Source organism: Anaeromyxobacter diazotrophicus (assembly GCF_013340205.1).
GTDB classification, from domain to species: Bacteria; Myxococcota; Myxococcia; order Myxococcales; family Anaeromyxobacteraceae; genus Anaeromyxobacter_A; species Anaeromyxobacter_A diazotrophicus.
This window is the reverse complement of the sequence record NZ_BJTG01000005.1, coordinates 367,158-384,740: the sequence shown is the minus strand read 5'-3', so window position 1 is coordinate 384,740 and position 17,583 is coordinate 367,158. Positions and strand designations below refer to the sequence as shown.

The window sequence follows — 17,583 nt, the reverse complement described above, 5'->3', positions numbered from 1 at the left end:
GGGAACCGCCGCCCGAGCTCAGGGCGTGCTCGCGAGGCGCGCCAGGAAGGCGTCGAGCGCGCGGTTCACGGCGTCCGGGTCGTCGAGCTGCAGCCAGTGCGAGACGCCGCGGACCTCGACGCGCGGCAGCCCGAGCACGGCACCCGCCATCGTCGAGGCGTAGGGGTTCTCCGCCGCCTCGATCGCCAGCGCCGGCCCTCGATGGCTCGCGAAGCGGGCGCGCGCGTCGCGGAGCTCGAACAGCGCGCGCCGCAGCGGCGCGAAGGCCGCGGGGTCCATCCGCTCGAGCGAGGCCAGGACCGTCTGACGCGTGGCGGGCCGCGCCCGCGGGCCCAGCGCCTCGGCGAAGTCGGCCCGCCGCGCGCTCGCCCCGAACGACGGCGATGCCTCGCGGTCGACGACCTCCTGGAGCCGCTCGCGGGCGACGCCGTGGAAGTCGCCGGCCGCGTCCACGTAGACGGCCCCGACGACCACCTCCGGGTGGGCGCCCAGGTAGGTCGTCACGACCGCGCCCGACAGGCTGTGACCGACGAGGACGAACCGCTCCAGGCCGAGCGCGCGCCGCACCGCCTCGAGATCCGCCGCCAGCGCCTCGAGCGTGTAGACGCCGTCGCGGGGCTTCCCGGACGCGCCGTGACCGCGCTGGTCGTACGCGACGACGCGGCGGCTCGCCCGCAGGTGATCGAGCTGCGGGCGCCAGACCTCGAGGTCGGAGCCGAGCCCGTGGAGGAAGACGACCGCCGGGTCGCCCTGCCCGCCGTCCGAGACGCGCAGCGAGCCCGCGGTGCCCTCCACGAAGGAGAGGCGCTCTCCAGCCACGGAGCGAGCGGCCGGGGCCAGGGAAGGACCGGGGTGTGAGCAGGCCATGGCGAGAAGGGCGGCCAGGGTCGGATCGAGGCGGAGGCGCATGTCGTGGCTCCTTCACGTCCATGTTGCACGCTGCGTCACGACGCGTCGAGCCCGGCGCCCAGGCTCGCATCCCCGCCGCGTGCTCCCGCGGCGCGGCCGACGCGGACCCGCGAGCGGACCCACGCTCACCCGTGATGCGACCGCGCCGCCCGCTCCGGCGCGCTCCGCTGCAGGATGACGAGGGCGCCGACCAGCACCACGATGAGCGCCGTGAGCAGCATGAGCTCCCACATGACCTGCCGGAACGCCTCGTCCTGCAGGCGCGTCTGCGCGCTGAACTCGGCGGTGACGACCAGGATGCGCCGCACCGCCGCGATGAGCGCCACGAGCAGGAACGGCTGCGGCATGAGCGCGTGCTCCCGGAAGGACACCTGCACGGTGTAGAGCAGCTCCGCGATCATGAGCGCCAAGAGCACGCGGTCGAGCACGTTCACGACCGCGCGGACGTCCCGCGCCTGCGCCGCGGCCAGGATCGCCACCGCGGCCTGCACGAGCAGCAGCCCGGCCGCCACCGACAGGAGGACGCCCAGCGCCACGTAGACGAAGTCCTGCACGGCGGAGAAGCCGGTCGAGACGGCCTTGCGGACGCCGCGCTCGCTCGCGGTCTCGGTCAGGGGCTCGGCCACGCCACGTTCCCTTTCGCGCCGGAGGCGCCCCACCACCCGTCTCGGAGGGGGCGCCGCCGCCGCTCAGAAGTAGGCCGCCAGCGCCGCCTCGCCGCCGATCCTCGTGTACGACGCCCCCACCTGCTCGCCGCTCGCCGCGACGCTCCACCACAGGCGGTCGCCGGCGCGCCACCAGAGCGCGAGCCGCGCGTCGCCGCCCAGGTGGACCCCCTCGCCCGGCGCGCCCTGGACGAGCTGGAGCGCCGGCCCGAGGGCGAGCTCGAACCGCCAGCGGAGCGGCGCCTCGGCCACGAGGACCGCCCGCGCCGTCTCGCCCAGGAAGAGCGACGGGCTGAAGTAGCCGTCGGAGGGGAGCGCGTCGCCCGCCACCGCCGAGCGGTCCTCGCCGTAGTGGGCGCCCCGCGCCTCGAGGGCGGCGGCGAGCCGCCAGCTCCCCCCGGCGGCGAGGGGCAGGGCGGCGGTGGCGGTGCCGCCGAGGTAGCCGTTGGCCGGGCTTCGCGCGTGGGTGACCGCGCCCGCCTCCGGCCGCAGCTCCACCTGCAGCGACCCGGCCAGGAAGGCGACCGAGGCGCCGGCGACGTTCTCGGTGGCGAGGCCCCAGAGCCCGGTGGGCGCGCCGGCGAACGCGGTGAAGGAGTCGAGGCGCGCGCGCCGCTCGGCGAAGAGGCCGAAGCCCTCGGCGGCGCTGCCGCGGGCGAAGGCGACGCGGCCGGTCACCGCCGCCGCGCCGGCGCGCACCCCGTCGTAGGCGATCGCGCCCTCGAGGCGCGCCTCGGTCGACGGCCGCCCCTCCATCGCCAGCGCGAACCGGCTCCCGGCGGCGCTGCGCCCCTCGCCGGCGTAGCTCTCGCCGCCGCCCTCGAGCGTGGCGCGGGCGAACGGGGTGAGCTCGCGCGACCCGCGCAGCCCGCCCTGCACGCCCGCCAGCTCCTTGCCGCCGGCCTGCGAGGAGAGCGCCCGCGCCGCGCCGCCCAGCCAGCTCTCCCGCCCCCGACCCAGCTCGGCGCGGAGCCGGGTCAGGTCCGGCTGCTCCGGGTCGCGCGCGAGCGCCCGGTCGGCGTGCCAGAGGGCGCGGTCCGGGTCGCCGTTCCAGGCGTACGCGCGGGCGAGCCCCGCGTGCGCCTCGACGCTCTCCGGTCGCGCCGAGGCCTCGCGCTCGTACTGGACGATGGCCGCCTCGCTCGTCTCGCGCCGCGCGCCGAGGAGCCGGGCGTAGGTGAGGCGCACCTCGCGCGACTGCGGCTCCTCGGCCGCGAGCCGCCGCGTCTCCGCCAGCGCCGCCTCGCGCCCGCCCTCGTCGGCGGCGAGGAGCCGCGCGTACTCCAGGCGGAGCGCCTTGTCACCGGGCCGCCCCTCGAGCACGCGGCGGTACTCGGCCAGCGCCTCGGCGCGGCGCCCGCGCTCGCCCGCCAGCACCCGGGCGCGCTCGAGCCGCAGGCTGGCGTCGCGCGGCTCGAGCTCCACCGCGCGCGCGTACGCGTCGAGCGCCTCGCCGCGCCGGTGGGCCCGCGCCAGCGCCCGCGCCAGCCCGAGCTCGGCCCGCGCGTCCTCCCGGAGCGCCAGCGCGCGGCGGAAGCGGTCGACCGCCTCGACCTCGCGGCCGGGCTCCTCGGCCAGGAGGCGGGCCACCCGGAGCTCGCGCGCGGGGTCCTCCGGGTGGGCGTCGGCGTCGCGCCCGAGCTCCGCGATCGCCTCCGGCCGGTGGCGCGGGTCCCACAGGAGCAGCTTCTGGTACTCGGCGCGGAGCGCCGCGTCGCCCGGCGCCGCGGCGAGCAGCGTGCGGTAGGCGGCGAGCGCCTCGTCGAGGGTGGCGCGGTCGCGCCCGAGCAGGCGCGCCAGCTCGCGGCGCCGCGCCGGATCGTCCTGCCGCGCGAGGCCCATCCGGTAGTACCGGATGGCGTCGCCGCGCCGGTAGCCGTAGCGCGACCAGCCCAGCCACCGCGCCTGCTTGAACGCCAGCTCGGGGTCGTCGTCGAAGCGGGCCAGGTACCGATCGAGCTGGGCGATGGCGCGGTCGGTCTCCCCGTTCTTCTCGTAGGCGAGCGCCAGGCCGCGCGAGGCCTCGCGGCTGGCGGGGTCGAGCTCGTACGCCTTCTGGAACGCCTCGATGGCGGCCCGGTAGTTCTGGATCTTCATGTTGGAGCGGCCCCGGAGCAGGTACCACTGCTCGCTCACGCCGGCCGAGGCCGTGAGCGGGGCGGCGGCGAGGAGGAGGGTGGCGGCGGCAGCGGCGAGGCGGGCGGGCATGGCGGCGGGCTCTAGGCGGCGAGGTAGGCGGTGAGGTGAGCGGCGGGGGCCGCGGCGGGCGCGGGCGCGGCGGCGAGGCCGAGCCGCCACAGGAACGGCGCGAGGCGGCGGCGGTGCACGACGCGCAGCGCGCGCGGCGCGGGCCCCTCCCCGAGCAGCGGCAGCTCGCCGAGCTCCGGCAGCTGGCGCGCCAGGACGAGGAGGCCCAGCCCGCCCGGCCCGCGATCGACCGCCAGCGCGCGGGCCGCGCCCCCCTCGAAGACGAGGTCGAGGAGCGCCAGCGCCCGCCGGCGCGAGGAGCGGCGCCGCCGCTCGCGCCAGGGGACGAAGCAGCGGCCGAGCCCGCCGAGGAGCCCGAGCGCCATGCCGGCGCTCGTGCGCGGCCGCGCGTCGTGGGCGTGGGCCCAGGTCTCGGCGCGGCCGAAGAGCGCGCGCACCAGCGCCCGCCGCTCCCCGGCGGCGAGGGCGTCGAAGGCGAGTCCGGCCCGGGCCACCCGCCCCCGCGCCTCGCACCGGACGAGGCGCGCCGGGAACCGGAAAGCGCGCCCGTGCACGGCCACGGCGAGCTCGCTTCGCTCCGGCCAGCGCGCCTCGGCGGGCAGTTCCACCGCCGCGCCGCCGAGGCCGAGGTCGGTGAGGGTCACCGGCAGCGCGACCCCCGCCGCGTGCAGGGTGGCCTGCTGGCGCAGGGCGACCCGCTCCTCGGCGCGGCGCTGCGGCCGCTCCCAGGCGACGAGCAGCGCGGCGCCGAGCGCGACCAGGTTCGCGATCGCCCACGAGAGGTTGAAGAAGTAGGCGTCCTTCTCGATGCCGAACCAGGCGAGCTCGGCGAAGCCCTTGCCGATGGCCAGGAGCATCACCGCCGCCGCGGCCAGGGTGAGCCTCGAGGACCCGAGGTCGAAGGCCCGCCGGCCGGAGACGATCCCCTTCGGCGTCACCTTGAAGCCGAGCCGCCTGGGGAGGACGAGGTCGAAGGTGGCGCGCAGGAGCGGGAAGCACACCAGGTACTCGTAGACGACCCCCCACAGGAGCCGCGGCCAGCCCGGCAGGAGGGCGGTGGAGGCGAGCGGCAGGAGCACCATCGCCGGCAGCAGGTGGCCGAGCAGGTCGGAGAGGTCGGCGAAGAGCGGGTGGAGGTGGAAGAGCAGGAACCAGGCCGGGGTGGCCCAGAACGCGACCCGCGCCAGCGGGAAGAGGAAGTAGTAGAGCGAGGCGAAGTAGCCGAGCCGCTGGCGGAGCGTGAGCCCGCGCTGGAGGAGCGGGTTGTCGCGGAGCATGATCTGGAGGCAGCCCAGCATCCAGCGCCGCCGCTGCACGAGGTAGCTCTGCAGGTTCTCGGCGGAGAGCCCCACCGCCAGGTCCTCGTCCACGAACGCCGAGCGCCACCCCTTCGCGTGCAGCTTCTGGCTGGTGTGGATGTCCTCGGTGATGCTGAGGAGGTTGAAGTTGCCCACCGAGGCGAGCGCGGAACGCCGGAACACGGCGCCGCTCCCCACGAAGAAGGCGCCGCCCCAGCCGTCGCGCCCGGCCTGGATCCCGTGGTTGAAGAGGTCCTGCTCGTTGGGCGCGGCGCCCCCGAAGGCGCGCTGGAAGATGTCGGCGTTGTAGAAGTGGTGCGGCGTCTGGACGGCGCCCAGCCGCGGGTCGCGGAAGAGCGGCACCGTCCGCGCCAGGAAGCTCTCGGTGGGGATGTGGTCGGTGTCGAAGACCACCACCAGCTCCCCTTCGGTCGCGGCCAGCGCGGCGTTGAGGTTCCCCGCCTTGGCGTGCTGCTTCGGGCCCCGGTGGTAGCGCGCGCCGTGCTCGCGCGCGAGGGCGGCCACCTCCTCGCGGTGGCTGTCGTCGCAGACGTGGACGGTGAAGGCCGGGTAGCGCATCGCGGTCGCGGCGGCGAGCGTGCGGTCGAGGATGTCGAGCGACTCGGAGTAGATGGGGACGAACACGTCGACGGTGGGGTGCGGCTCCCCCTCGCCGAGCGGGGGCGCCGGCGGCCGCCGCGAGCGGCCGCCCGAGAGGCCGACCTGGACGAGGAGGAGCACCACCGTCGAGAAGCTGTACAGCTCGGCGAGGAGGAGGCTCCCGCTCACCGCCAGGCCGAGCGGCTCGACGAAGTTGAGGGTGCTCGTGGCGCGCCAGGCGAGGTAGCGCGCGCAGAGCGCGAGCGCCCCGGCCACGAAGAGCGCCCGCGCCAGCCGGGAGCGCCGCGCCAGCGGGTAGAGGGCGAGGACGAGCGTGAACGGCACGGCGGGGAAGGCGTCGCGGAACCCCTCCCAGTCGAACGGCCGCAGGAAGCCGAGCACCTCGTCGAAGTGGCGCACCGACCCCAGCTCGAAGGCGCGGTCGAACCAGAGCCAGTTGTGCAGGTAGTAGGGCGTCGCCTCCCCGGCCAGCGCCCGGGCGAAGAGCGGATCGAGCTTCTCCTGGCGCAGCTCCGCGGCGAGCGCCCCGTCCTCGACCAGCGCCAGCGCGTGCACCGAGGCGAGCTGCGGGAGCCCCTCGAGCTGCGAGAGCGGCCGGCCATCCACCGCGTACCGATCGGCGATGCGCCGGTCGCGCCGCCAGGCGGCGGCGAAGGGCTCCAGCATCTTCTCCCGGAGCGCCTCCTCGCCGCGGTGCCACCAGGCCGCGTCCACCGCGACGCGCCAGAAGAGCGGCACGGCGTCGTAGCCGAAGGCCGCGCGCTCGTGCGTGCGCGGGTGCTCGAGGAGGAGCCGGCCGGTGGCGCGATCGAGCCAGAGCTTCTCCGGCGGCAGGGCCAGGCCCTGCTCCAGGTAGATGAAGTGGAGGACGTCGTAGGCGCTCGCCACGAGGTCCTTCCACGGGTGGCGCGGATCGACCGCGGCGAACACCTGATAGGCGTGGGGCGCGAGGTACCCGACGTGCAGCGTGGGGACGCGCTCGGCGGCCGCCCAGTTCCCGGCGGTGGGCCAGCGCCGGCCGCCGGCCTCCACCGTCTCGAGCCGCCACACGTCGTCCAGGAGCGCCAGCGCCTCGCGCTGGTAAGCGGGGTCGGAGAAGCGGCGCGCGGCGAGCACCAGGGCGAGCGCCACGTCGACGTCGGCGTCGGTGGCGGCGTTCTCGTCGACGACGGTGCCCTTCCACTTCCAGGCGAGGAGCCGATCGCCGCGGCGGACCTGGAGGTGCTCGCGGGTCCAGCGCCACACCTCGCCGAAGGTGGCGCGGTCGCCGGCCCAGACCGCGCGCAGGAGCGCGTAGCTCTGCCCCTCCGAGGTGGTGATGTCCCCCTCGTCGCGCGCCGCCACCCGCCCCGCCTCGACGAACGCGAACCGGTAGTAGCTCCAGAGCGCCGACAGCTCGTCCGCGTCGCGGGCGCGCGCGGCGCGCCCCCGCGAGGGGCCGGCGCCCGCGCAGGCGAGGAGCGTCGCGACGAGGGCGAGGAGGAGGGCGGGCCGGAGCATGCGACCCGTACGGATTGTGCACCGGCGGCCGGGCGAGCAAGCCCCTGCGACGGGGCCGCCACCCTGAGGGGGAGGCCCCGCTCACCAGAGCCGCGCCACGTCCCCGCTCGCCGAGCGCGACTCGAGCGCGAGCGCGCCGCGGTGGCAGGCGGCGCGGCAGGTGCCGCAGCCCCAGCAGGCGGCGCGGTCGAGCGCGACCTCCGCCTTGGCCACCCGGCGCAGCGCGCCGAACGGGCAGCGCTCGACGCACAGGCCGCACCCGCTGCAGCGCTCGCGGTCGAGGCGCGCCACGTCCTCGCCGCGCCACATGACCCGCAGGCCCTCGCGGAGCTGCATGCGCAGGGCGAGGCAGCCGCTCGGGAGGTCGCAGTTGCAGAGGGCGGCGATGAAGGGCGTGCCGAAGGTCCAGGCGGTGTGCGCGAGCCCGCGCTCCTCGGCCTGGCGCAGGTAGGCCATGGCGCACGCGAGGTCGAGCCGCTCGAACCCCTCGGAGGCCGGCCCGCCCGCGTAGCCGGCGAAGCAGTCGGCGAGGAGCTGGTCGTGGGGCGTGACCGTCGCGACGATGCAGCACGACGGCGCGTCCGAGCCGGGCCGCAGCGCCCCGCGGCAGACGCAGGGGAGCCGGGTGATGTGGGTGGCGAGCTTCAGCATCTCCTCGCACTGCTCGAGCGGCACCGGTTGCCCGAAGTGCACCTCCTGCTGCCGCAGCGACACGCGCTCCTTCGCGGCCTCGCGCAGCGGGCGCGGCAGGTACCGGAGCGCGCCGAGCCCGGCCAGCGCGGTCCGGCGGGTGCGCTCGAAGTCGCGCACGAACGAGACCACGTAGCCGCGCCGCTGGAGGTCCGACTCGAGGTCCAGGGCGTAGTTCCGCGCGTTGCGGTACCACCGCTTGCCGTCGCCGTGCTGCACGCAGAACTGGCACATGGCGCCCCTCCGCGCCGGGAGGAGAGCACGCGCGCAGCGGGGTGTCGACCCGCCGTCGAGAGGTGGCGCAACCGGGACGCCCGTGACATAGACTCCCGGCACCCCTTCCTCGCACGCCCTCCAGGCGAGCAGCCTGGCGCGCGCACGCTCACGGAGACGACCATGGAGCTCTCGCGCAGGACCGTCACCCTCGCCGCGCTGGCCGCGGCGCTCACCACCGCCCCGGGCCTCGCCCGCGCCGGCAAGACCCTCGACGCGGTCCGCCACCGCGGCGAGGTGGTGTGCGGCGTCAACACCTCCGGCGCCGGCTTCTCCGGCACCGACAGCCAGGGCCGCTGGACCGGCCTCGACGTGGACATGTGCCGGGCGGTCGCGGCCGCGGTGCTGAAGGACGCGAACAAGGTGCGCTTCGTGCCGCTCAACTCGCAGCAGCGCTTCACCGCGCTGCAGTCGGGCGAGGTGGACGTCCTCTCCCGCAACACCACCTGGTCGCTCACCCGCGACGCCTCCCTCGGCATCGTCTTCACCGGCATCAACTACTTCGACGGCCAGGGCTTCATGGTGCCGAAGAAGCTCAAGGTGGACAGCGCCAAGAAGCTCGGCGGCGCGCAGCTGTGCGTGCAGGCGGGCACCACCAGCGAGAAGAACGTCGCCGAGTGGTTCGCCGCGCACGGGCTCAAGTACAAGTCGGTGGTGTTCGACAACGCCGAGGCCATCCAGGCCGCCTTCTTCTCCGGCCGCTGCCAGGCCTACACCACCGACATGTCCGACCTCGCCGGCGCGCGCACCCACGCCCAGAACCCGTCCGACTGGGTGGTGCTGCCGGAGGTCATCTCGAAGGAGCCGCTCGGCCCGGCGGTGCGCCGCGGCGACGACGAGTGGTTCCAGATCGTCCGCTGGACGCTCTTCGCGATGATCGAGGCGGAGGAGGACGGCATCACCCAGGCCACCGCCGACCAGCTCCGGACCTCGAGCAAGTCGCCCGACGTGCAGCGCATGCTGGGCGTGGGCGAGGACACGGGCAAGCTGCTCGGCCTCGACAAGGAGTGGTCGTACCGGATCGTGAAGCAGGTCGGCACCTACGGCGACAGCTTCGAGCGCAACCTCGGCCCGAAGACGCCGGTCGGCCTGCCGCGCGGCGTGAACAAGCTGTGGACGCAGGGCGGCCTCATGTACGCGCCGCCCGTTCGATAGCCGCGGTGAAGGTCGCATCGCTCTCGTTCAGGACGCGCTCCGGCCGGGCGCGCCTGTACCAGCTCGCGCTCGCGGCGGCGCTGGTGGCGCTCGCCGCGGGCGCGGCGGTCACCACCCGCGAGAACCTCGCGGCGCGGCAGATCCGCTCGGGGTTCGGGTTCCTCGCCGAGCCGGCCGGCTTCGACATCGGCGAGGGGCCCGTCCCCTTCACGCCCCAGGACAGCTACCTGTGGGCGTTCCTGGCCGGCCTCGGCAACACGCTGCGGGTGGCGGCGGTCGGGATCGTCCTCGCCACCCTGCTCGGCACGGTGGTCGGCCTGGGCCGCCTCTCGCGCAACGCGCTCGCCCGCTGGCTCTCCACCGCCTACGTGGAGGTGCTGCGGAACGTCCCCCTCGTGGTGCAGCTCCTCGCCTGGTACGTCTCCATCACCGAGCTGTTGCCCGACGCGGCGAGCCCGCTCCAGCTCGCGCCGCACGTCTACCTGTCCAAGAGCGGCCTCGCCTACCCGACGCCGGTCTGGGCGCGGGGCTGGGCCCTGGCGCTCGGCGCGCTCCCGCTGGGCCTCGGCGCGGCCTGGGCGCTCCTGCGCTGGGCGCGCGCCCGGCGCGAGCGGACCGGCCACACGCCGCAGGTGCGCTGGGCGGCGCTGCTGCTCCTCGTGGCGCTCCCCGCCGCCGGCTGGGCGCTGGGCGGCGCGCCGCGCGCGCTCGACGTCCCCGAGGTGACCGCCTTCAACGTGGCGGGCGGCGGCGGCGTCACCCCGGAGTTCCTCTCGCTGCTCCTCGGCCTCGTCGGCTTCACCGCCGCCTACATCGCCGAGATCGTCCGCTCCGGGGTGCTGGCCGTGCCGCACGGCCAGACCGAGGCGGCGGCGGCGCTCGGGCTCACCCGGCGCCAGGCGCTCCGGCTGGTGCTCCTGCCGCAGGCGCTGCGGGTCATCGTCCCGCCGCTCACGAGCCAGTTCCTGAACCTCACCAAGAACTCCTCGCTGGCGGTCGTCATCGGTTACCCCGACCTCGTCTCGATCGCCAACACCGCCATCAACCAGAACGGTCAGGCGCTGGAGTGCATCGTCCTCATCATGGCCGTCTACCTCTTCGTGAACCTCCTGACCGCGCTCGGCATGGGCGTCTACAACCGCCGGGTGGCGCTGGTGGAGCGGTGAACGACCCCCTCGCCGCGCCCGCGCGCGCCGGCTGGCTGCGCCGGAACCTGTTCGCCACGCCGCTGAGCGCGTTCGGCACGGTGCTGCTCGGCGCCTTCGGGGTCTGGGCGGCTGCCCGCGCGTTCCACTGGGCCGTCGGCGGTGCCGTGTTCCGGGCCGACGAGGCCGCCTGCCTCGCGCTCGACCACCGCGCCGCCTGCTGGGGCTTCGTGGCCGAGAAGCACCGGCTCATCCTGTTCGGCCGCTACCCGTACGCCGAGCAGTGGCGGCCGCTCGCCGCCACCGCGCTCGTCCTCGCCATGCTGCTCGCCACCGCCTGGCCGCGGCTGTGGCGGCGCTGGATCGTCTCGGCCTGGGCGCTCGTCATGGCCGCCTTCCTCTTCCTCATGGGCGGCGGCGCGCTCGGGCTGCGCCGCGTCGAGACCGGCGAGTGGGGCGGGCTGCCGCTCACCGTGCTCCTCACCGCGGTGGCCATGACCGCCTCCATCCCGCTCGGCGTGCTGCTGGCGCTGGCGCGCCGCTCGCCGCTGCCGCTCGCCCGCACCCTCGCCTCGGGGTACGTCGAGCTGGTGCGCGGGGTGCCGCTCATCACCGTGCTCTTCGTCGCCTCGTTCGTCTTCCCGCTGGTGCTGCCGCAAGGGCTCGGCCTCGGCGCGCTCGGCCGCGTCTGCATCGCCATGACGCTCTTCCAGGCCGCCTACCTGGCCGAGGTGGTCCGGGGCGGGCTCCAGGCGCTCCCGCGCGGCCAGCACGAGGCGGCCGCGTCGCTCGGGCTCGGCTACTGGCAGACGCAGCGCCGCGTCATCCTCCCGCAGGCGCTGGTGCTCGTCATCCCCAGCTTCGTGAACAGCCTGCTCTCGATGTTCATGGACACCTCGCTCGTCACCGTGGTCAGCATGTACGATCTCACCGGCTCGCTGCGGCTCGCGCTCGGCGACCCGCGCTGGCGCAGCTTCTTCCTGGAGGGGTACCTGTTCGTGGCCGCCGTCTACTTCGTCGCGTGCCTGGCGCTGTCGCGCTACAGCCAGTGGCTGGAGCGGCGGCTCGGGGGCTGGGCCCGGCGCCCGCGGGAGGCGCGGGCGTGAGCGGCTCCGGGGCGGACCCCATCATCCAGCTGCGCGGCGTCGCGAAGGCCTTCGGCAAGTTCCAGGCGCTGCGCGGGGTGGACCTCGACGTCGGCCGCGGCGAGCGCATCGTCATCTGCGGGCCCTCCGGCTCGGGCAAGTCCACCCTCATCCGCTGCATCAACCGGCTGGAGGAGCACGACGCCGGGACGGTCGTGGTGGACGGCGTCGAGCTCAGCGAGGACCTGCGCGCCATCGAGCGCATCCGCCGCGAGGTGGGGATGGTCTTCCAGCAGTTCAACCTCTTCCCCCACCTCACCGTGCTCGAGAACGTGGCGCTCGCGCCGCACACCGTGCTGAAGCTGCCGCTCGCCGAGGCCGAGGCGCGCGCCATGCAGCAGCTCGAGCGGGTGCGGATCGGCGATCAGGCGGCCAAGCACCCCGGCCAGCTCTCGGGCGGCCAGCAGCAGCGCGTCGCCATCGCCCGCGCGCTCTGCATGCAGCCGCGCATCATGCTCTTCGACGAGCCCACCAGCGCGCTCGACCCGGAGATGGTGAAGGAGGTGCTGGACGTCATGCTGGAGCTGGCGCGCGGCGGCATGACCATGGTGGTGGTCACCCACGAGATGGGCTTCGCCCGCTCGGTGGCCGACCGGGTGCTCTTCATGGACGCCGGCCGCATCGTGGAGCAGGCGCCGCCGGCGGAGTTCTTCGCTGCGCCGAAGCACGAGCGCACGCGCGACTTCCTGGCCAAGGTGTTGCCGCGGTGAGCCGCGGCGGGGGACGAGCCCCCGCCCTGCGGTCGCGATCGCGGACCGCCGCGCGGCGGCGGAGGGCGAGCCTCCGCCGGCCGCCGGTCCTGGCTACGCCTCCGCGTACACCGGCAGGACGTACGGGCCCTCCGGGATGACCGCCACCGCGGGGTCGCCGCTGGCGCGCACGCTCGCCAGCACCGCCTCCTCCACCGAGTCGACGAGGTGCACGCCGGTGAGGGCGCGGTCGCCCGGGCGGAGGCCGCGGGTGTAGAGGTGCACCCGGGCCAGCTTCATCGGCTTCACCTGCATCTGGGTCTGCCACTCGTCCACGTCGGCGAAGCGCTTCTCCGCGATAGCGGCCAGGAAGCCGTCCTCCCCGAGCGCGAGGAGCCGCTCCTGCGCCGCGACGTACTCCTTCGAGCCCATGCCCTCCGAGCACTCGGAGGCGATGACGAGGTTCGCGCCGGGGGCGAGGATGTCCTTCGGCGACACCATGCCCTTCACCGTCTGGTAGTAGGTCTTGTCGAGCGGGTAGCCTGCGGCGCTCGTCACCACCGTGCGGAAGCGGCGCGGCACCCGCACGATGGCGTACCGCTCGACGAAGCGGACCGCCTCGGCGTGGCTCGCCACCACCTCGCCGTAGTTCACGAAGGAGAGCCGCCGCTCCTCGTCGAGGACGGTGTTCACGCACAGCACCCGCCCCAGCATGGCGGCGATGGCGAGCTGCTCCTCGTGCAGCGGGTTCCCGGCCAGCACGCAGTTGTCCGCCTTCGGATGGGCCATGAAGCGCGAGCTGTGGAAGGTGGTGATGGTCTCCTTGTGGGCGACGCCGGGGGCGATGACCTTCCGGCCGCCCGAGTAGCCGGCCATGAAGTGCGGCTCGACGAGGCCGGTGACGAGCTTCAGCTCCGCGCCGGCGAAGCGGCGGTCGAGCTTCACCGGGGTGCCGGCGGCGGTGCGGCCCAGGTCGAGGTGGGCCGCGTCGTCGCGCGCGTCGTGGTTCTCGACCTTCACGGTCGCGAGCACCCACGGATCCCCGACCAGCTCGGCCAGCTCCGCGCCCTGGTTCGGCCGGTGGAGCCCGGTCGCGACCAGCACCGTGATCCCGGCCCGCGGCACGCCCGCCTCGAGCAGCTCGCGCACCAGCGGCCCGAGGAGGAGCCGGTTCGGCACCGGCCGCGTGATGTCGCAGATGAGGATGCAGGCGCTCGCCTTCCCGGCCGCCTCCTCGCGCAGCGGGCGCGCCGCCACCGGCGCCGCCAGCGCCGCCCGCACGCCCTCCTCGGCGGACGGGAGCACCGGCATCGCGGGCTTGCGGATGACGGTGACGGACAGCTCGTCGGGGAGGCGCAGCGGGAGCGTGCCGCGGCCGTACAGGAGCTCGAGGTCCATGGCCCGGATGATAGCGCCGCGCCGCGGGCATTTCCTCCGGCGGCCCCATGTTCGGAGGGGACGATGACCAGCACCCTCCTCGGCGGACTCCTCGTTCCTGTCCTCTTCAGCGGCGCCCTCGGCTGGGCCCTCTGGCGCTCCCGCGCCGGCAAGGTGCGCCGGATGGCGGACGTCGCGCCCGGGCGGATGGTGATCGCGACGAACCTCGTCAGCTCCCGCCGCCGCCTGCGCTAGCCACTACAGCGCCACGCGGAAGGCGAGGCCCAGGTCGACGACCTGCGGGCCCTGCCGAAAAGCGGGCGTGAAGGTCCCATCGCCGACCGGGTGCGGCGGCACGTCGAGGCCGAGCCGGAACTCCCCGTCGGGCGGTCCGGCGTGACCCGCCACCCAAGCCTCCATCCGGAGGTGCGTCAGCATGAGCAGGGAGAAGTCGAGCCGGACGATGGCCGACCTGCGGGACAGGTTGCCGACCGTGGAGAGGGTGAGGCCCGCGTCGCGCCACGCGCCGAGGCGGGGCACCGCCAGGTACGCGCCGGCGTAGTGGCGACCGACGTAGAACGGCGTGAAGGCGGCGTTCGCCAGCAGGCCGGGGTAGAGCGCCGGGTCGTCGTAGCCGTTCGCGTCGTAGGCGTACTCGACGCCGAAGGTGGTGACGGTGCGGTCCGTCCACCGGTGCTCCCAGCTCACGCCGCCGGTGACCGCCGGCCTGAACCCCGACGGCTGGGACTTCACCACCGAGAGCGGGTCGGCGGAGAAGTTCGGGCCGTAGGTGTAGCGCGGGTTCAAGGACCCCCAGCGGAGCGCCGCCTCGGCGTAGACGTCGAGCTCGCCGAGGCCGACCGAGAGGTCCACCCCGAAGCGGGGATCGAAGCCCTTCTCGACGATGCCGTCGAGGCCCAGCTCCGCCCGGCCGAGGACGAGCTCCGCCCGGGCGGCCCCCCCGACCTTCTGCACCTGTTCAGCCGCCTGATCGCCCTCCAGGACCCCCATCGCGTAGAAGTTCCAGCCGGTCTTCTCCCAGGGCACGTTCAGCTTCACCATGCTCGTCCCCGTCCGCGCGTCGTAGAGGGCGAGCGGATCGAGGTGCTGGCTGTGGAGGTAGTCGGTCGGGTTCCAGAAGTGCCCCACACCCCACTTGACGTGCTGCTTGCCGATCGTGACGAACACCGCACGCTCGATGTCGAAGTTGATCCAGGCCTGGTCGAGCAGCACCTGCTCGTGCTGCGTCCTGGCTGCCACGATCGTGTTGGGCGCGATGGCCGAGACGGTGGGATCGTAGAGGAAGCGCCCGACCACGTAGGCGCGGACGCGGTCGTTGGGCCGCGCGTCGAGATAGGCGTCGGTGAGAAATGGCGCGGACAACGCGTACTGGCCGGGCGGTTGTCCCTGCCGCCCGCTCACGACGGCCTGCAGGTAGGACAGGCCCCCGACCTGCAGGGTCTCCGAGCGCGACGAGAGCGGTGGCGCGAGGGCGGGCGGCGGCGCTGCCGGGACGCGCGCCGCGGCCTGCACCACGCCCGCCCCCGCCGCGCCGGCCGCCTCCGCCCGCACCGCCGCCGCCTCGGCCCGGGCCGCCGCGAGCTCGGCGCGTTCGGCCGCGGTCATCCCGTCGACGGCTCCGCTCGGCGGCGCCGGAGGGGTCACCGTCGCCGGGCCAGCGTCGGCGCCGGAGGGGAGCGCCGGATCGGCAGGCGCCGGCGCGCCGGGCGCGGCGCCGAACACCTCGTCGTCGGAGGGGCGCTCGGGGAGATCCTCCGCCGGCGCGACACCGGCCGCCGCGAGCAGGCACCAGGCGAGGAGCAGGCCGCTCATCGGCTCTTCCCTTCCAGGAACGCCTTCGTGAACAGGTTCGTCTCGAGCGGCCGGAGGTCCACGGCGCGCACCACGATACGGGTCGAGCTGCCTCGCTCCAGCTCGTCGTAGACGCGGATCTCCTCCGGGTACCAGAGCTCGCCGCGCTTCGACTCCGACCAGACCTTCTTCCACCGCGGGTAGAGGCTGGTCCGCAGCAGCTTGCCCGAGGCGGCCAGGTCCTGCCGCTTCAGCACGTTGCCGCTCGCGCCGTCGACCCACAACCGCACCTGCGGGTAGGCGACGTCCACGCCGGGCTTGACCGTGAGCAGGAGCTGGTGGACCTCGTACACGCCGAGGGTCCCGTCCTTCTCCCAGACCGCGTGGTACTCCTCGTCGAGGCGCGACTCGTCGAAGTCGTTCCGCCGCGCGTCGGTCCCGCCGATCCGCTCGCGCTCGGTGCGCCGCTCCCAGCGCCCCACCGTCGGGTCGTAGAACCACAGGTTCTTGTCGGCCCGGAGGTAGCCCTTCCCCTGCTCGGTGCGGGGCGCGGTGAAGAGGAGCATCAGCTTCTCGTCGGCGTCGCGGCGGTAGACCACCAGCTCGTAGACGAGGTCGGTCTTGCCCTGCTCCTTCTGCTCCATGTAGCAGTCGGCCTTGTAGTCGCCGAGGCTCGCCTGCCGCGCGTCGACGCCCCGGACCACCTGCTCCGTCTCCACCGGCGAGAGGCCCCGCGCCGGGGACGCGGCGAGGGCGGCAACGATCCAGCAGGCTGCGAGAGGCCCGCGCATGGTTCACCCCAGGTGCTGCATGGCGCTCACCGGTGAGAGGCGCGCCGCCCGGAGCGCCGGGTAGAGGGCGGCGAGCGTCGTCACCGCGACCACCACGGCCGCCCCGCGCAGCGCGGCCAGCGGCTCGACGGCCAGCGCGAGGTGGCGCTCGACGAGCAGGATCTGCAGCGCGTCCGGCAGCGGGAGCTGCAGCCGATCGAGCCCCGCCGCCAGCCCGGCCGCGGCGAGGGCGCCGGCCGCCGCGCCGGCCAGGGCCAGCAGCGCGGCCTCGGCGAGGAACAGCCGCAGCACCTGGCCGCGCCCCATCCCGATGGCGCGCAGCGTCCCGATCTCGCGCGTCCGCTCGCGGATCGCGATCCAGAGCGTGTTCGTGATGCCCACCACCACGATCCCCATCAGCACCACCCCCAGCACGCCGGTGAGGCCCCGGAGCGCCGAGAACACCCAGCCGAGGAAGGACAGCTCGTCCTCCCAGGTGCTCACGTCGAGGCGCTGCCCGGTCCAGGGCTCCGCCTCGAGGCCCTCCAGCTTCTGCCAGTAGGGCTGCGGATCGGCGTCCACGAGTGGCCAGCCGACGCGCGCCAGCCCGGCCCGGAGCCGCGCTGCCACCGCCGGCGCCTCGGCCGGATCCCGCAGGAACAGGTGGAGGGCGCCGGTCGTGCCGGGGCCGAGTTGCTGGAGGCGCCGCAGGTCCTCGCCGGGCAGGAACGCCACGAACGAGGAGAGCGCGCCCGCGCTTCTCGCCACCGCCACCACCCGCAGGTCGACGGTGTTGCGCACCCCGCGCGGCGTCTGCGCCGACAGCGTCACCGCGTCCCCCACGCCGACCCCCAGCCGGCGCGCCTGGTCCTCGAAGAGCAGGAGCGTGCCGGGGTGGGCGAGTCCCGCGGCGTCACCCGTGACCATCTGCAGGCGCCGGCCGAAGGAGGTCTCGGCCGAGACGTCCACACCGGCCAGCACCACGTCGAGGGCGGCGCGGTCGGAGATGGCCTTCCCGAAGCCGCGCCCACGCTCGGCGGCGAAGGTCAGCTCCGGCACGAGGCGCCGCACCTCCGCCAGCACCTCCGGCGCGCGGCCCAGGACGGGCGAGGCGGCGCCGGCGCGCGGCTTGTAGAAGCCTCCCACGTTAACGTGGCCGGTGAGGAGCGTGGTGGCCGACTGGAGCATGGCGGCGCGTGCCCCGGTGGCGATCGCGCCGAGGAGCAGCAGGAGCGCGGTGACCGCAGCCAGCGCCCCGCCGAGCAGGAGCGACCGGCGGCGGTGCTGGACGAGGTTGCGGGCGGCGATGAGGAGCGTGGCCCACAT

Annotated in this window: 14 protein-coding genes; 5 read left to right on the top strand and 9 right to left on the bottom strand. The window is 75.0% G+C overall.

The genetic code is table 11. The annotated features are described in order from the left end of the window. Positions 1 to 18 precede the first annotated feature (18 nt). The 5 genes from HWY08_RS12715 to HWY08_RS12695 all read right to left on the bottom strand — a co-directional run bounded on the left by HWY08_RS12715 (position 19) and on the right by HWY08_RS12695 (position 8,125). Positions 19 to 909, bottom strand: coding sequence for an alpha/beta fold hydrolase (locus tag HWY08_RS12715; protein ID WP_176065681.1), 891 nt, complete (start codon positions 907 to 909; stop codon positions 19 to 21). Between the two features lie 125 nt (positions 910 to 1,034). Then, positions 1,035 to 1,535, bottom strand: coding sequence for a phosphate-starvation-inducible PsiE family protein (locus HWY08_RS12710; RefSeq protein ID WP_235969603.1), 501 nt, complete (start codon positions 1,533 to 1,535; stop codon positions 1,035 to 1,037). A gap of 63 nt (positions 1,536 to 1,598) precedes the next feature. Further along, complete coding sequence (locus tag HWY08_RS12705) at positions 1,599 to 3,782, bottom strand: tetratricopeptide repeat protein (RefSeq protein ID WP_176065679.1); 2,184 nt, start codon at positions 3,780 to 3,782, stop codon at positions 1,599 to 1,601. A gap of 11 nt (positions 3,783 to 3,793) precedes the next feature. Continuing rightward, positions 3,794 to 7,201: a glycosyl hydrolase family 8 gene (locus HWY08_RS12700; protein ID WP_255499660.1), complete on the bottom strand. Its 3,408-nt coding sequence runs from the start codon at positions 7,199 to 7,201 to the stop codon at positions 3,794 to 3,796. An 81-nt stretch (positions 7,202 to 7,282) separates the two neighbouring features. Continuing rightward, complete coding sequence (locus HWY08_RS12695) at positions 7,283 to 8,125, bottom strand: ATP-binding protein (RefSeq protein ID WP_176065677.1); 843 nt, start codon at positions 8,123 to 8,125, stop codon at positions 7,283 to 7,285. 162 nt (positions 8,126 to 8,287) lie between these two features. Here HWY08_RS12695 and HWY08_RS12690 point away from each other — a divergent pair, with 162 nt between their 5' ends. The 4 genes from HWY08_RS12690 to HWY08_RS12675 are packed head-to-tail and all read left to right on the top strand — an operon-like array spanning position 8,288 to position 12,319. After that, complete coding sequence (locus HWY08_RS12690; protein ID WP_176065675.1) at positions 8,288 to 9,319, top strand: amino acid ABC transporter substrate-binding protein; 1,032 nt, start codon at positions 8,288 to 8,290, stop codon at positions 9,317 to 9,319. A 5-nt stretch (positions 9,320 to 9,324) separates the two neighbouring features. After that, a complete protein-coding gene (locus tag HWY08_RS12685) occupies positions 9,325 to 10,485 on the top strand; it encodes an amino acid ABC transporter permease (RefSeq protein WP_209005152.1) in 1,161 nt (386 codons plus the stop codon). Continuing rightward, a complete protein-coding gene (locus HWY08_RS12680; protein ID WP_209005151.1) occupies positions 10,482 to 11,570 on the top strand; it encodes an amino acid ABC transporter permease in 1,089 nt (362 codons plus the stop codon). The genes HWY08_RS12685 and HWY08_RS12680 overlap by 4 nt, the downstream gene beginning before the upstream one ends. Further along, positions 11,567 to 12,319, top strand: a complete 753-nt coding sequence (locus tag HWY08_RS12675) for an amino acid ABC transporter ATP-binding protein (protein ID WP_308469072.1) — start codon at positions 11,567 to 11,569, stop codon at positions 12,317 to 12,319. Before HWY08_RS12680 ends, HWY08_RS12675 begins: the two co-directional genes overlap by 4 nt. A gap of 93 nt (positions 12,320 to 12,412) precedes the next feature. Here the strand turns inward: HWY08_RS12675 and HWY08_RS12670 are convergent, their stop codons facing one another. Beyond that, positions 12,413 to 13,696, bottom strand: coding sequence for a lactate racemase domain-containing protein (locus HWY08_RS12670; RefSeq protein ID WP_176065672.1), 1,284 nt, complete (start codon positions 13,694 to 13,696; stop codon positions 12,413 to 12,415). Positions 13,697 to 13,759: 63 nt separating this feature from the next. Here HWY08_RS12670 and HWY08_RS12665 point away from each other — a divergent pair, with 63 nt between their 5' ends. After that, entirely contained in the window at positions 13,760 to 13,930 is a 171-nt protein-coding gene (locus HWY08_RS12665) for a hypothetical protein (protein ID WP_176065670.1), read from the top strand. 3 nt (positions 13,931 to 13,933) lie between these two features. Here the strand turns inward: HWY08_RS12665 and HWY08_RS12660 are convergent, their stop codons facing one another. Genes HWY08_RS12660 through HWY08_RS12650 form a run of 3 tightly spaced genes read right to left on the bottom strand, consistent with a single transcriptional unit; the run spans position 13,934 to position 17,583 of the window. Continuing rightward, on the bottom strand, positions 13,934 to 15,508 hold the full coding sequence (locus tag HWY08_RS12660; RefSeq protein ID WP_176065668.1) for a hypothetical protein: 1,575 nt from the start codon (positions 15,506 to 15,508) through the stop codon (positions 13,934 to 13,936). Beyond that, a complete protein-coding gene (locus HWY08_RS12655; RefSeq protein ID WP_176065666.1) occupies positions 15,505 to 16,278 on the bottom strand; it encodes an outer membrane lipoprotein-sorting protein in 774 nt (257 codons plus the stop codon). Before HWY08_RS12655 ends, HWY08_RS12660 begins: the two co-directional genes overlap by 4 nt. Positions 16,279 to 16,281: 3 nt before the next feature. Next, the gene (locus HWY08_RS12650) at positions 16,282 to 17,583 is read right to left on the bottom strand and encodes an ABC transporter permease (protein WP_176065663.1); all 1,302 of its coding nucleotides are present in this window, start codon (positions 17,581 to 17,583) and stop codon (positions 16,282 to 16,284) included.